The organism is Bartonella sp. B30(2025) (assembly GCF_053793825.1).
The window spans coordinates 1,280,239-1,294,273 of sequence record NZ_CP200034.1 but is presented as its reverse complement, the minus strand read 5'-3'; the positions used below and the strand labels follow the sequence as shown (position 1 = coordinate 1,294,273).

12 protein-coding genes are annotated in these 14,035 nt (G+C 36.8%); 9 read left to right on the top strand and 3 right to left on the bottom strand.

The window, feature by feature from the left end:
- The first annotated feature begins 4 nt into the window (after window positions 1-4).
- Complete coding sequence (locus tag V4P55_RS05505) at window positions 5-499, top strand: YaiI/YqxD family protein (RefSeq protein WP_455474092.1); 495 nt, start codon at window positions 5-7, stop codon at window positions 497-499.
- Between the two features lies 1 nt (window position 500).
- On the opposite strand, the gene V4P55_RS05500 is transcribed toward V4P55_RS05505, so the two are convergent.
- A complete protein-coding gene (locus V4P55_RS05500; protein WP_455474091.1) occupies window positions 501-1,196 on the bottom strand; it encodes a TlpA family protein disulfide reductase in 696 nt (231 codons plus the stop codon).
- 456 nt (window positions 1,197-1,652) lie between these two features.
- Here V4P55_RS05500 and lptM point away from each other — a divergent pair, with 456 nt between their 5' ends.
- The 5 genes from lptM to V4P55_RS05475 all read left to right on the top strand — a co-directional run bounded on the left by lptM (window position 1,653) and on the right by V4P55_RS05475 (window position 7,500).
- Entirely contained in the window at window positions 1,653-1,832 is a 180-nt protein-coding gene (lptM, locus tag V4P55_RS05495; RefSeq protein ID WP_455474090.1) for an LPS translocon maturation chaperone LptM, read from the top strand.
- An 8-nt stretch (window positions 1,833-1,840) separates the two neighbouring features.
- Complete coding sequence (gene lysA / locus V4P55_RS05490; protein WP_455474089.1) at window positions 1,841-3,115, top strand: diaminopimelate decarboxylase; 1,275 nt, start codon at window positions 1,841-1,843, stop codon at window positions 3,113-3,115.
- A 117-nt stretch (window positions 3,116-3,232) separates the two neighbouring features.
- The gene (locus V4P55_RS05485) at window positions 3,233-5,647 is read left to right on the top strand and encodes a TIGR02302 family protein (RefSeq protein WP_455474088.1); all 2,415 of its coding nucleotides are present in this window, start codon (window positions 3,233-3,235) and stop codon (window positions 5,645-5,647) included.
- 220 nt (window positions 5,648-5,867) lie between these two features.
- Window positions 5,868-6,581, top strand: coding sequence for a methyltransferase domain-containing protein (locus V4P55_RS05480; protein WP_455474087.1), 714 nt, complete (start codon window positions 5,868-5,870; stop codon window positions 6,579-6,581).
- A gap of 358 nt (window positions 6,582-6,939) precedes the next feature.
- Window positions 6,940-7,500 carry a L,D-transpeptidase family protein gene (locus tag V4P55_RS05475; protein WP_455474086.1) on the top strand — a complete coding sequence of 187 codons (561 nt, stop codon included), beginning with the start codon at window positions 6,940-6,942 and terminating at the stop codon, window positions 7,498-7,500.
- On the opposite strand, the gene V4P55_RS05470 is transcribed toward V4P55_RS05475, so the two are convergent.
- Window positions 7,492-7,926 (bottom strand): EVE domain-containing protein, encoded by a 435-nt coding sequence (locus V4P55_RS05470; protein ID WP_455474085.1) that lies wholly within the window; start codon window positions 7,924-7,926, stop codon window positions 7,492-7,494. The two genes, V4P55_RS05475 and V4P55_RS05470, sit on opposite strands and share 9 nt — an antisense overlap.
- Window positions 7,927-8,361: 435 nt before the next feature.
- Window positions 8,362-9,456, bottom strand: a complete 1,095-nt coding sequence (tsaD, locus tag V4P55_RS05465) for a tRNA (adenosine(37)-N6)-threonylcarbamoyltransferase complex transferase subunit TsaD (RefSeq protein WP_455475058.1) — start codon at window positions 9,454-9,456, stop codon at window positions 8,362-8,364.
- 349 nt (window positions 9,457-9,805) lie between these two features.
- Between tsaD and V4P55_RS05460 the strand changes: the two genes are divergently transcribed.
- The 3 genes from V4P55_RS05460 to V4P55_RS05450 all read left to right on the top strand — a co-directional run bounded on the left by V4P55_RS05460 (window position 9,806) and on the right by V4P55_RS05450 (window position 13,403).
- Complete coding sequence (locus V4P55_RS05460) at window positions 9,806-11,005, top strand: COG4223 family protein (protein ID WP_455475057.1); 1,200 nt, start codon at window positions 9,806-9,808, stop codon at window positions 11,003-11,005.
- Between the two features lie 11 nt (window positions 11,006-11,016).
- Window positions 11,017-12,564: a heme biosynthesis HemY N-terminal domain-containing protein gene (locus V4P55_RS05455; RefSeq protein ID WP_455474084.1), complete on the top strand. Its 1,548-nt coding sequence runs from the start codon at window positions 11,017-11,019 to the stop codon at window positions 12,562-12,564.
- Window positions 12,565-12,659: 95 nt separating this feature from the next.
- Complete coding sequence (locus tag V4P55_RS05450) at window positions 12,660-13,403, top strand: glutamine amidotransferase (RefSeq protein WP_455474083.1); 744 nt, start codon at window positions 12,660-12,662, stop codon at window positions 13,401-13,403.
- Window positions 13,404-14,035 lie beyond the last annotated feature (632 nt).

The window sequence follows — 14,035 nt, the reverse complement described above, 5'->3', positions numbered from 1 at the left end:
GTTATTGAATAGAAACCAACAGACCAATACACGACAAAAATCTTCCATTACTTTGTTGGTTGATGCTGACGCTTGTCCTGTAAAGTCTGAAATTTACCGTGTTATGAACCGTTATCAGCTCAAAACATTTATTGTGGCAAATCGTTTTTTGGTTCTTCCAGATGAACCAATTCTTGAAAGAGTGATTGTTGCTAAAAAACCAGATTGTGTGGACAATTGGATTGTTGAACATCTGTGTGAGACTAGTATTGTTATTACAAGTGATATTCTTTTAGCCGCGCGTGTTGTGCAGGCGGGAGGAACTTGTCTTTCGCCAATAGGACGTATTTTTGACGAAAATTCGATTGGTCAGGCTTTGGCAATGCGCAATCTTATGGAAGATTTGCGGGGACAGGGTAACGTTACAGGTGGTCCCCGTCCTTTTTCTCGCAAAGACCGATCTACTTTTTTATCGGCATTGGATTTAACGATACAGCGTTTAAAAAAGCGCGGCTATTAGGCTATTTTTCATTTTTAATAACGGCTTTTATGAGCGCTTTTGCATCGTCGTTGCCCCATGGAGCGGCACCATTGAGTGAGGCAATGAGATAACCATTTTTATCAATTAAAAACGTAACGGGTAATCCCAAAGCTGGAAATATTCTGCCAACATTTTTAAAAATATTCATTGTGCTATCGCGGTAATAAACAAGATTATTGGCCTGAGCGTCATATAAAAATTTTTGAATTTTTTCAAAAGAAGCGACTTTATCAACATTAATCGCCATGACATCAAAGTTATCTCCACCCATTTCACGCTTTAATTGTGCTAATTCTGGCATTTCTGTTCGACAAGGTGCACACCAGATGGCCCACAGATTGATGAGCATCGGTTTTCCAGAAAATTCAGCGAGTTTATGGTCTTTCCCTTGAATATCTTGAAAAGAAAGCTGTCTCATATCATGAGAAGCATTTGCAAATTGTATATGGGTAAAAAAGCCTTTAGATGCTTTTTTTATTTCCATTATTCTTTCTTCTTGCGTTTTATCAAGATTTTGTGCTTGTTCTGTTGTTTCTGACATAAAGTGGGACGTAAAAAATACTTTTTTACCTATGTAATTTATTGCTGCGTATAGACAGACGATGACCAAAAGTATTAGGAAAAATTGTGTTTTTTTACCCTTTTTTCTAAAATTATTAAAAATTTGAGAAGTCATAACGTTGTCCTTTTAAGAGATATTTTTAGAAAATGAAAATACAAATAATTGCCAAGATAGCAGGAGATACAGCAATTAATAAATATAAAATAATGAATGCTTCAGTCATTTTTGCTCAAAATTTTACCAATAGAGTGTATAGAAGGTTCAATTTTTGATGCAGTAATACTGCTGTAAATAAATTTTGTTTCACGGATTGGTTATAAAGAACTGCTCCTAATTTAAAGTTTATTCATTAAAGAATAAAAAGTATAGAGTGACTTTTTTATAAAATTTTGAATATTTATGAGAATATTGAGATATGGTTCAATAAATTAAGCACTTTTTTAGTAAAGTGTTTGCCTATAGTATGGTTAAAATTCTTTTGTTGAATGCTTAGTTGGAAGAAATGTTCATTTAAGTCATTCTATTTTTCATAAAGATACAAAAAAAGATTGATATGAGTAAAGAGGGCATATGGAAATTGTTTTAAAGAATTGGATAATTATCCTTGTTTCTAGTATTGTTTTGTTTGGGTGTGGACGTAAAGGTGCATTAGAACTTCCTTCTTCAGCTGTAAAAAAAACTACGCAGAGAACATTTGTTGATAAAAACAAAACAGATAAGCCTTTTATTCTCGATCGATTGATAAAATAGAGATTTTTATGCGTTTTTTTTCTTATCATAAAGGAGAGCTTTATGCTGAGGGTCTTTCTCTTGCTGCGTTAGCGCAGGATGTGGGGACACCTTTTTATTGCTATTCAGCTAGCGCAATGGTTGCACGTTTAAAAGAGTATCAAAACGCATTTCGAGATATGCCAAATTTGATTGCTTATGCAGTGAAGGCGAATTCTAATCAGGCAGTTTTACGACTTTTAGCTACAAATGGTGCGGGAGCTGATGTGGTTTCAGAAGGTGAGCTGCGACGTGCAATTTCTGCTGGTATTCCTTCTCATCGTATTATTTATTCGGGCGTTGGTAAAACAGTTAAAGAAATAGATTATGCCCTTATGCACGATATTTATTGCTTTAATGTTGAATCAGAGCCTGAATTGGAACAACTTTCGGCACGTGCTGTCGCGCTTTCAAAAACAGCCCGCGTTTCATTGCGTATTAATCCTGATGTAGATGCAAAGACTCATACGAAAATTACAACGGGAAAATCTGAAAATAAATTTGGTATTCCACTCTCATTGGCGTTGGACGCGTATAAAAAAGCTGCACAATTGCCAAATCTCCATGTATGTGGTGCAGATATTCATATTGGTAGTCAAATTTGTGATTTAAAGCCATTTGAAGATGCATTTCTTATAGTGGCAGATTTTGTACGCCAGTTATGGAATCATGGACATAGAATAACACATATCGATATTGGAGGAGGGCTTGGTATTACATATGGTAATGAACAAAAGTCTCCCCCTGCTCTTGCCGATTATGCAGCGTTGGTAAAGAAACATATTGCACCTTTAGGGATTAATGTTATTATGGAACCTGGACGCAGTATTGTTGGTGAAGCTGGTTTATTAGTAACAACTGTTATTTATATGAAAAAAGGGGAAGGGCGAGATTTTGTTATTGTTGATGCAGCAATGAATGATTTCATGCGCCCAACACTTTATGATGCTTGGCAAGATATCGTATTGGTGAAGCAAGCAGAGATGAATACACCACGCATGAGAGCAGATATTGTTGGTGCGGTTTGTGAAACTGGTGATTATTTAGGGTTAGATCGTTGTATACCAGTTTTGTCCGCGGGGGATTTGCTCGCAGTTACTGGGGCGGGTGCTTATGGAGCAGTGATGGCTAGTACCTACAATAGCCGGCTGTTAGTGCCAGAAATTCTTGTGCAGGATACGCGTTATGCAGTTATTCGTCCACGCCTTGATTATGCGCAATTAATAGGCTGTGATCATGTTCCAGATTGGGTTAAGCATTGTTAAATCTTTTTTGTCTTATTTTTATTAAATTTTGATGAAACAATCTATTTTTTGGAACTGTTCTTATTATGAGCTTTATAATCTCAACTTGCCGCTGTAAAAAAGGACAGATGTTGGCTTATGGGAAATAAAAGCATCGGAATTTTTGTAACAATAAAGTTTTTATATGTACATATTGCGGTGTGGTGTATCTTAACTTTTGAACGGATATGGCCACGGTTGTTACCGTTTTTTCTGATTTTGAGTTTCCTTTGTTCGCTTAGTTGGTTTGGTATTTTTAGCTTTTTGGGTTATTGGCCACACTTACTATTGCTTTGGCTTATACTTTTTTTTGCTGCAGGAAGTTTATTTTTTCTTGTCCGTTTTCGCTTTCCTACTGTTAAGGATGTTATCCATCGTATTGAACAAGTCAATGGTCTTAAAAATCAACCTTTAAATGTTCAAACAGATCATTTATGTCCAGAAAATGATGACAGTTTTCGCGCAGTTGTTTGGCGTGAACATCAGCGCCGTATGGCAAAGCAATTGGATAACTTAAAAACAGGATTTGCTCACCCTCATAGTGCAACTTATGATCCTTTGGCGCTTCGGACTTTATGCATTTTACTTTTTGTTTGCTCTTTTAGTTTCTCTTTTGGCTCTTTGGGAGGGCGCTTGGCAGATGCATTTGATTTACGTCCTATAGTCGATGAAGAATCAGTACGCATTGATGCTTGGATAACACCACCTGTTTATACAGGCGTTGCACCTATTTATTTAACAAAAAGCTCAGCAACACAGCTGACAGTTCCTGAAGGAAGTAATGTTGCTGTGCGCGTTGTTAATGGCGCTGGCATTACAGTAAAAGGGATCTTTAAAAAGGATGCACGAAAAGTTTTATTTTCCCAAAAAAGCGAAAAAAACACTTTTGATGATTCAATCGTTCAGTTTGAAACGCGTTTAGAACATTCAATGGATTTGCTTATATCATCACGCCATAAACAACATAAATGGTATTTACAGGTGATTAAGGATCAATCACCAACAATTCGTTGGTTAGAAAAACCAGGAAGAGTTTTAGCTGGTTCACTAGAGCTATTTTATGAAATGAATGATGATTATGGAGTGACAAAAGCTTTTGTTGAAATAGAACCTTTTCTTGATCAGCAGAAAAGGACTTCTTTTCTTTATAATGCACCTGAAATAAAGCTTCTTTTGGCACGAGGGGGAAAGGGTAAAATGCGGATGGTACAAGATATATCAAATCATCCGTGGGCTGGCTTAGAAGTTAAAATAACTTTGGTGGCAGAAGATGGTGCTGGGCAGCAAGGTCGTAGTAAAACTTTTGTAATGACACTACCACAACGTGTTTTTTCGAACCCTGTTGCGCGTGCAGTGAGTGAATTGCGTCGTTTATTGGCTCTTAATGCTTCTGCACAGGACCGTGTACTTGATATGCTTGCCGCTTTACTTATGAATCCAGAAAATGGTTTGCAGAATCTAACACATTTTCTTGCTTTACAGAGTGCGTGGACAAGGCTTTTTTTAGCACAAACAGAAGATCAGTTATATGATGTGGTTGATTATTTATGGCAGATTGCTTTGGGTATTGAAGACGATCAGCATGAATCAGTTCAGAAAAATTTAAAACAAGCGCAAGCTGCTTTACGTGACGCACTGCGCCATGGTGCTTCAGCGGCAGAAATTGAACGACTTATGGCAAATTTGCGTCAAGCTATGGATGATTATATTCGCACTTTGGTTGAAAAGGCGCAAGATCGTAGCAATTCTTATAAACCGAGTCTTTCTGAAGATACATTACAAAAAAAACTGAACGAAATTGAAGAAATGGCTAAAATGGGTTCTTCTTCTGCTGCTGAACAGTTGTTAACTGAAGTTGAAAAAATTCTCGATCATTTACAGGTTCATAAAGGCTCTCCAGAAGAAGAAATGAATAATAATCAAACCTTGCAGATGAGAAAAAAAATGAATCAGCTTGGTGACTTGATGCGTCGTCAGCAAGAAATCCTTAATGAAACACATCAGCTTCAAATGGAACAACAACGTGAGAAAAATTTGCTCAACAAACAAAGCGAAGCTTTAAAAAAACGTCAGGCTGAATTGCAGAGTGAATTATCAACATTAGAAAAAGAATTGTCAAAACAGGGACTTAATCATGAAAACGCTTTTAAAAAAGCTGAAGAACATATGAACTTTGCAAAGGATGCTCTTGATTCTGGAAACCATGAAATGTCGATACAAAGTCAGTTAGATGCTTTAGAAGCTTTAAGGCAAGGTGCACAAAATGTTGTAAAAGAAATGCGTGAAGTGCTCAAAAAAACAGGAAATAATCAAAATGCTGATCCTAGTATTAAAGATCCTCTAGGACGTTCACTTTCTTTAAGTACAGACCGCGAAGAAGGTGTGGTTATACCACAAGAAAGTGATCAAATGCGTGCGCGACAAATTTTGGAAGAAATTCGTAAACGTCTTAGTAAAGAGCATATTCCCGAAGCAGAAGAAAATTATCTTGAAAGATTGCTTCATCTGAATTAGTCGCTTAAATTTTCTTTAATAGATATAAAAACAAAATTCTGGAAGCTTTTATAGGGCACTGGATTTAAAGATAAATAGAAGTATTTTGTGTATTTTTTGCGGTTATAAGGAAAAAATATGAAATGTTAAAGTTTTTGTCATTGCAGAAAAAAGGCAACAGTTCATATAAATGCGTATATAAAAGCCTGTAATTTTTGGATTTTTTATACGGTATATTGAGTTGGATATAGTCACGCTTAGAAATTTTTATGATTCTGCACTTGGTAAGCGCGTGCAAGAAACACTGCGTTATCAATTAAATTTACGTTGGCCAGATCTTGTTGGTAAACGGGTTATGGGTCTTGGTTATGCATTGCCCTATCTTTCTGTGTTACGTGCACGTGCACAACAATGTTTTGCTTTTATGCCTGCGGCTCAAGGCGCTTCACCTTGGCCTTGTGTTGATAAAGTGGCGACAGCACTTGTTTTTGAAGAAGATTTGCCTCTTCCCGATGCTTCAATTGATTGCATTTTGTTGGTACATGCGCTTGAATATACAGAAAATTCATTTGAAACGTTAAATGAGATATGGCGTGTTCTCGTTCCCAATGGAAGCTTGATCGTTATCGTTCCTAATCGCTCTGGATTTTGGGCGCGCAATGGTTGCACTCCCTTTGGTTATGGTGAGCCTTATAGTCGACAACAAATAGCCCGTTTATTTGAAAAAACAAATTTTATTTCTGGATCAGTACAAGAAACTATACACTATATGCCTTCTTTAGGATATACTTCTCGGTTGTTCTCATTTGTTTATGAGCCGTTTGCGCGTTATCTTTTACCTTATTTTGGCGGACTTTTAGTATGTCAGGCTCAAAAATGTGTTTATCAGGGGGTGCCTGTACAACGCCGTCAGTCACGTCGTGTTTTTATTCCTGCATTATCGCCACAAGCGTGAAAAAGATTTCTTTTGTCTTGTCTTTGTTTTGTTGCATAAAAATAAGAGTTTAAAAATCCTTTTTTAAATATCCAAAAGATAAAGCTGAAAGATTAAGGCGATATCAATTATGATTTATGATGATAATGGACGCATGAAACTTTTATGTGCGTAATTTTTATTGCGCTATTATGTTTTCTGTATCAACAATTTTTACTGCAGGAGTTCTAAATTTTTATGTCTTTAACAAGTGCTTTATCAAAGTAAGATAGAGATCATTTTCAATGATTAAAAGAACAGAGTCGTTTATTTTCCTTTCATAATAAGATAGGGCAATGCTACAATTGGTTGAAAGAAGCTTCATGAAAAATAAGATCTCATGCAAAGAAAATTGAAGAAAAATCTTGTAAAAAAAACTTTTGTTTCTTCCATCACCATTCGTCGGCAAGCTGGTGGACAGAGGCGGGGCATTTTATGCGCTGGTCAGAACCGTTTTTTTTGCGCATTGGGGCGGACAGGTATTTCGGCTTTGAAACGCGAAGGTGATGGCGCAACACCTTTAGCACATATGCGCTGTTTAAAAGGATTTTTTGGAGATTCTTATCGTCCTTTTCTACGTTCTGTTTTGCCTTTTCACCGCATTCGAATACAGGATGGTTGGTGCGATGCCAGTGGTGATGCTAATTATAATCGCCTGGTACGTCTTCCCTATTCTAACAATGCTGAAAAGATGTATCGTGAAGATGGTCTTTATGACATTGTTGTTGTTCTCGATTGGAATATTACAGAGCGGAAAATGGCAAAAGGAAGTGCTATTTTTATGCATTTAGCACGAAAAAATTATACACCAACGCAAGGATGTATTGCACTTTCTCGCCGTGATATGGAACGACTTTTGCCGCATATGAATCGACAAACAAAAATTATTGTTTTAGGTTGACAGCATTTCCATTTTAAGATTTCCCATTAAACAGACTTCTTTCCATTCATCTTCTGTGACTGGTTGTACTGATAAACGGCTATTGTTGACAAGTACCATATTTTTCAATGTTGGGTTGGCTTTGATCTGCTTTAGTGAAACAGGAGTTGGCATATCATAAAGTGCGCGGATATCTACACATTCCCAGCGTGGATCAGAGGTTGTCGAATCATGATGTGCTTCAGCACAGACTTCTACAATGCCTACGATTTCCAACCCTATATTTGAGTGATAAAAAAAACCTTGATCACCACATTTCATAGCGCGCATATTGTTTCTGGCTTGATAATTGCGTACACCATCCCATTGTTCACCACGATCTCCTTTTTGCTTTTGCATGTTCCATGACCATTTATGTGGTTCTGATTTAAAAAGCCAATAAGCCATAAGATCTCCTTTTATAGATTGTGCTATATTTAACCTATCGTAGGTGTTTGTATAGCATTCTAAAAATTATTTTGGATTCACAAAGAATATAAACTCATTTAGGATCGATCTGTTTCTTTATTTTTGACAAAAGAGAACAGTGCTAGTCTAATGCTCAATGTATTTTTTCATATGTTTTATGAAGATGTTTTGCCCTAAATTTACTTTCCGTAAAAAGAGATATGGGAGTGTAAAAAATAGAAAAATATAGAAAGTTAAACTGTTTTTTCTCGTTTGGTATAGAAAATTTTTTCAGCATTATTGCGTTAGAAAAATGTAGTAAAAAAAAACGTTTCTCTAATATCAAAGCACCACAACAATAAAGATTGTGGGAAAGCATTACGTAACGATGATTTACTTTGTCTTGTATGAAAAACATGAAGTGCTAATCTGTTTTTATGCTTTGCTTCCACGGCGCCCCGTTCCAATTAAAGGAGCGGCTTGTTCATCCAGTGGCCAACGTGAGCGAGGAGCGGTATCAAAGGAGCTTGTTTCTCCCCGTGCAAATCGTTCCGCACCAGCAAAAGCAATCATTGCTGCATTATCGGTACATAAAGAGATGGGGGGAGCTATAAATTCAAAACCATGTTTTTGTGCAAGTTCTTGCAACGTAGATCTAATGGCTTGATTGGCCGCTACTCCACCAGAGACAACTAAGGCAGGAGGACGATGTCCTTGATATTGGGAAAGAGGATATTGATGCGTAAAGTGTTGCAAAGCTAAACAAACACGATCATGCACTGTATCAGTAACTGCGGCTTGAAAACTTGCTGCAATGTCAGCAACATCGCGTTCTGTAAGGGGAGCTATGGCTGTTGCTGCTTGTCGGACGGCGGTTTTTAAACCAGAAAAAGAAAAATCTAACCGTTTTTCACCCTTTAAGGGTCGTGGAAGAGGAATACGATTTTTATCACCTAATAATGCAGCTTTTTCAAGCGCTGGTCCACCTGGATAAGGAAGACCTAAGAGTTTTGCAGTTTTATCAAAAGCTTCTCCCAATGCATCATCAATGGTGGTTCCCAACCGTTGGTAATTTCCCACTCCGTGAACAAGGATTGTTTGCGTATGCCCCCCTGAAACTAATAACAACAAGTAGGGAAATTTAACATTATGAGTTAAGACAGCTGTTAAAGCATGTCCTTCTAAGTGATTGACGGCAATAAAAGGCTTTCCCGTTGCAAGAGATAATGCTTTTGCACTCATAACACCTACTAAAAGTCCTCCTATTAAACCAGGACCACTTGTAGCTGCAATGGCATCGATATCTTCTAACCGTGTCTTAGCTTCCTCTAATGCTTTTAAAATCAATCCATCGAGAATTTCAACATGAGCACGAGCGGCAATTTCAGGAACGACACCACCATAGGGAGCATGATCGTCAATCTGGCTCCAAACAACATTAGAAAGAATTTGGCTGTTTTCTTCATTGTTGCGTTCAACAACAGCTACCGCTGTTTCATCGCAGCTTGTTTCTATTCCCAACAGGCGCATTTCAGACAAAACCTTATGTTAATATACTTTTCGTATGTGGGTATCACGGACGAGTAAAGATGCAAAGAGCTCCCCTTAAAAATTGTTTCCTATAGAGAAAGTTAATTTACTCTTTATTCTGATATCGTATTTTTGGGTATACAATGCTAATGTATTTCTAAAAACTTGTTTATTGAAGTATATCATTGTAAATACAGAGAACAATGATGCAGTGTTAAAAATTTTGAAAATAAATGCTCTTGATAAGAAGAGCATAAAATGAGTTATCTTATTAGGGGCACTTAAGTTTTAAAGCTTTTTTCATTTTGTTATTGTACAGTTTAAAAGAATTGCGAAAAAAGTGAGTATGATGGTAGATTCTTCAAAACCAAAAACTATATCACATGATGCTAATGCTCGTCGTAAAAAAACTGTGATTGAACAGGAAGTTGTAGGTAATGATTTAGAGAAAGAAACACAAAATTGTGAAGAATCATTGGTTACAATAAAAAAACAGCGTGAACAAAACACGAAAAATAAATGCAAATTGGATATAAAGTGGATCTTCTTACCACTTTCAGGCGTTTTGGGTGGTTTTGTTGCTTTTTGTCTTTTGATAGGGGTACAATGGGCAGGCTTTCTTTCTTTTCCTTTTGTGAAACATCATACGGATCATACTGGGGAAGGGAAAGCTGTGCAGATTGCTGAAAGTACAAAAGATCTGGTTGAAGAAACAAAGAAGCAATTAGAGTATGCTTTTCAAGAAATCAATTCGTTAAAAGCAGAGTTTTCTTCTCTTTCATCGCAAGATGTTGAAACTTTTCAAGATGGTGAAACTTTACAAGAGGAAAACAAAAAAGCCTTTACGGCTTTAGAGGAAAAAGTGCGTAATCTTGAAGAGCATCTGCAAACTTTAAGTGAAGTATCAAAAAATGTTAAAGTGGCTTTGTCCATGGGACAAAACAATACAGATGATCTTGCACTCTTAAAGCAACAGTTAGAAACTGTAGAGAAAGAAATTGCCACAAGAAATGATGACAAAGAAAAAACAAGTACTGCACTGTTTATTGCGATCAATTCTCTGAAAAATGCTGTAGAGCGCGGCGGATCTTATAGCAATGAGTTGAAAATAGTACAGCAGCTATCGCCTTCTATTGAAGGGCTTGATCTATTACAAGAAACAGCCACTGTAGGTATTCCAAGTTCTGTGCAACTTTCAGCGGATTTTGCTAATGTTGCGGATGCAATTGTTGGTACGCAAAACATTGTTGAGCCAGGTGTTCCTTTTTGGGAACGGGCTTGGGCATGGGTAAAGAGTTTGGTTGTTTTACGGCCAGTTGGAAATGTTGAAGGCATGTCGTTAGGAGCGATTGCAGCGCGCATGGAGGTTGCTATTCAAAAAGGTGATTATGAAAAGGCTTTGAGCGAATGGCAAACGTTGCCTCAAGGTGCAAAAGATGTTTCTGTAGATTTTGTTCGTAAACTTGAAAAATATATTGCGATTCACAACTTTCTCCAACAGCTGCCGTTCTTTGTGCAACAAGGGTCTTTTGAGGAAAAAGAGATGTAAATAGGCTCAAAATGATACGTGTTTTTATTTATAGTCTTGTGGTATGCGTGCTTGGTTTAGCTTTTGGATGGATTGCTAATCACAATAGTGTTTTTGTTGTCACATTTTTACATTTTCGATTCTCTGTTTCATTGTTAACAGTTGTAAGTACAGCTATTTTATTGTTTGGAATTATAGCGCTTTTGTGGTGGATTTTGCGGGCTATTTTTTTCGCACCCAGAAATTTATTCAATTATTTTTATAAACGACATAAAAAGTACGGCTATGAGGCTCTTTCACAGGGAATTTTAGCGGCTTTTGCTGGTGATAGTGTTGTAGCGCAAAAAATGGAAGCACGGGTTGTAAAATACCTTTCCGGCAATCATGAGCCATTAATAAATCTCTTAAAAGCGCAAACCTTATCTTTGCAAAACAACTCTGCTCGTGCCATTGGCCTTTACGAGCAAATGAGCAAAGAAATACCAACAAAATTGGCTGGGCTGTACGGTTTATTTCGTGAAGCAATGAATACCCAAGCTTATGAAGCAGCACAGCAGTATGCAGAAGAAGCATTAACTTTATCACCAGCACTCCCATGGGCCAATAAAGTGGTACTTGATCGATTAAGTGCGCAAAGCAAATGGGATAAGGCACTTGGTATTTTTGAGCGGGCGCAGAGAGCTTTACCGCGTTCTACTCGTTCAACTGTAGAACGCTATCATACACAGGTTTTACTGTTAAGTGGACAAGCTCTTCATCTTTTTGAAACGCATCTTATGGAAGCGCGTGCAGCTATTTTAAAAGCTCATAAATTAGAACCTGATTTTATACCGACAACAATTATTGCGGCTAATATTCTTTATAAACTAAATGAAACGCGTAAAGCTGATAAAATGATTATTGCAGCTTGGCAAAAAGAACCTCATCCTGACCTGGGAGCACTTTATCTTGAGCAAGAAGAGAGAGCTGTTGGTCGGTTAAAAAGAGCCAAGACACTTGCTGCTTATAATAAAGACACATTTGAGTCAGCTTTTCTTATTGCCAAAGCTGCTTTAGATGCTGGAGAAAAAACATTAGCTAGGGAATATGCACAAAAAGCCTTGAAATATCATCCACGAGAAAGTGTTTATTTGTTATTGGCAGAGATTGAAGAAGCGCAGGGGAATAATCAAGGGGCGGTGCGTCAATGGCTTTCTTTGGCACTGCGTGCTGAGCGTGATCCTGTATGGATGTGTGACGGTGCCATTTTTTCTTCTTGGTTAGCTGTGTCTCCAATAAGTGGGCGTTTGGGTTGTTTCGAATGGAAGGCACCGCCCTGCAGGCCTCCTCTTACTTTAGAAGCTAATAATATTGTTTTGAAAAAAGAAGACAAAGAAGATATAGTTGACAAAAGTACTGTTGTTGAAGATAAGCGTACTGAAGAGTTATTACCTATAAAAGAGAGCTCTTTGCATAACATTGAAAAAGAGAAACAAGATACAAAAACATTTTCCCAAACGCGCTTAAATGTTGACGATCCAGGAATTAAAACAGAAGAAGATCATGGATTTTCATCGAAAGATCAATTCATGTTATTTTAAAAAGAGGCGTGTGACGGTGAATGTGTTTCACTGAAACCACTTTTTTTATGCTGAAAAAATTAAATGTGTCTTGTTGCAGAAATAATTGATGAGATATGTCTTTGATAGAAAATAGTTGTCATAAAAGGCAAGAAAATTGCAAACCTAAAATTGCCATTGTAACTCATCGCCAATCCACATATACTGGCCGTTTAGAAAAATTTTTGCAAAAAAATGGCTTTGTTATTGATATTTATCATCCTATTTTAGGACAAGAACTTCCTCATACATTACAGCATTATGCTGGCGCTGTTATTATGGGAGGGATGATGAGTGTAAATGATAAAGATCTGTATATTGGTAAGGAAATTGATTGGATTTCCTTGTTGCTGAAAGAAGATAAGCCTTTTTTAGGGATTTGTCTTGGAGCACAAATGTTAGCGCGAAATTTAGGTGGGTGTGTTGGTCCAAAAAGCGATGGGACTGTAGAAGTTGGTTGGTATCCACTCGAAGCAACCCCACAAGGTAAAGAACTTATGGATTGGCCAGAAATGGTTTACCAGTTTCATGGAGAGGGTATTTATGACCTTCCTAAAGATGCAGAGCTTTTGGCAACAGGACATACATATCCTACACAAGCTTTTCGTTACGGAAAAAATGCATGGGGTTTTCAATTTCATGCTGAATTTACACGTTCTATGATACAGTTTTTGATAAAGAGCTCAGAAAAAAAATTGACTGAAAAAGGTGCTCAACCTGCTTTCGCGCATTTAAAAGGTTACTTATTATATGATAGAGCTTTGAGCCAGTGGTTTGAAAATACATTACGGTATATTTTTCTACGCCCATTGTATTCATAGGAATGCTAACTAAAAAGTTTGGCTTTATTGGTTATTATTACCAAGAAAAGCAAGTTTTAGTTCGGCAATGTTTTAATTGATTTCATTGCGGAACGTTTTATTGGCTGTCTGTTTGGTCTTCTTTTGGTACTTATTTATATCTTACCTGTTTTTTTTCACGTAAAAGAAAAAATAACATATGCTTACCAATATATCTTCTCGCAATAAGGTGGTTGTGTGCCAACATATGCGCAAGAATAGTTATCCGTTACATATTGGTATTATTTATGATAGATTTCAGTTTGCTTTGTTTTTTCACGATTTTCTTTATCAACTGGGTGTTTGATGATTAATATCAATTTATATGTCTTATCTTGTTAAGATTAATGTTCATTCTCATGCACCAATTATTGTAGCAGGAAAAACTTTTACAGTATCAAGCTGATACAATTTGCTGATTGAAACAGGGACTTATTGAAAGATGAATAAGGCATTGAGACTTGTGACAGAAGAGATTGAAATTTTTACTGTCGCATCATCTTTTTGGGAAAAAACTTCAGGCAGAAAATAAAAAATAATATAAAAAAACGAAAATTAAGCATCTTTGGAAGATGTTGATGATACAATTGCGTATTCGTTAGACACAAAAAATG

Excerpts from the sequence above, each read along its gene's own strand:
- V4P55_RS05500 (WP_455474091.1), bottom strand. The coding sequence starts at position 1,196 with ATGACTTCTCAAATTTTTAATAATTTTAGAAAAAAGGGTAAAAAAACA.
- lptM (WP_455474090.1), top strand. The coding sequence starts at position 1,653 with ATGGAAATTGTTTTAAAGAATTGGATAATTATCCTTGTTTCTAGTATT.
- lysA (WP_455474089.1), top strand. The coding sequence starts at position 1,841 with ATGCGTTTTTTTTCTTATCATAAAGGAGAGCTTTATGCTGAGGGTCTT.
- V4P55_RS05485 (WP_455474088.1), top strand. The coding sequence starts at position 3,233 with ATGGGAAATAAAAGCATCGGAATTTTTGTAACAATAAAGTTTTTATAT.
- V4P55_RS05475 (WP_455474086.1), top strand. The coding sequence starts at position 6,940 with ATGCAAAGAAAATTGAAGAAAAATCTTGTAAAAAAAACTTTTGTTTCT.
- V4P55_RS05470 (WP_455474085.1), bottom strand. The coding sequence starts at position 7,926 with ATGGCTTATTGGCTTTTTAAATCAGAACCACATAAATGGTCATGGAAC.
- tsaD (WP_455475058.1), bottom strand. The coding sequence starts at position 9,456 with ATGCGCCTGTTGGGAATAGAAACAAGCTGCGATGAAACAGCGGTAGCT.
- V4P55_RS05460 (WP_455475057.1), top strand. The coding sequence starts at position 9,806 with ATGGTAGATTCTTCAAAACCAAAAACTATATCACATGATGCTAATGCT.
- V4P55_RS05455 (WP_455474084.1), top strand. The coding sequence starts at position 11,017 with ATGATACGTGTTTTTATTTATAGTCTTGTGGTATGCGTGCTTGGTTTA.
- V4P55_RS05450 (WP_455474083.1), top strand. The coding sequence starts at position 12,660 with ATGTCTTTGATAGAAAATAGTTGTCATAAAAGGCAAGAAAATTGCAAA.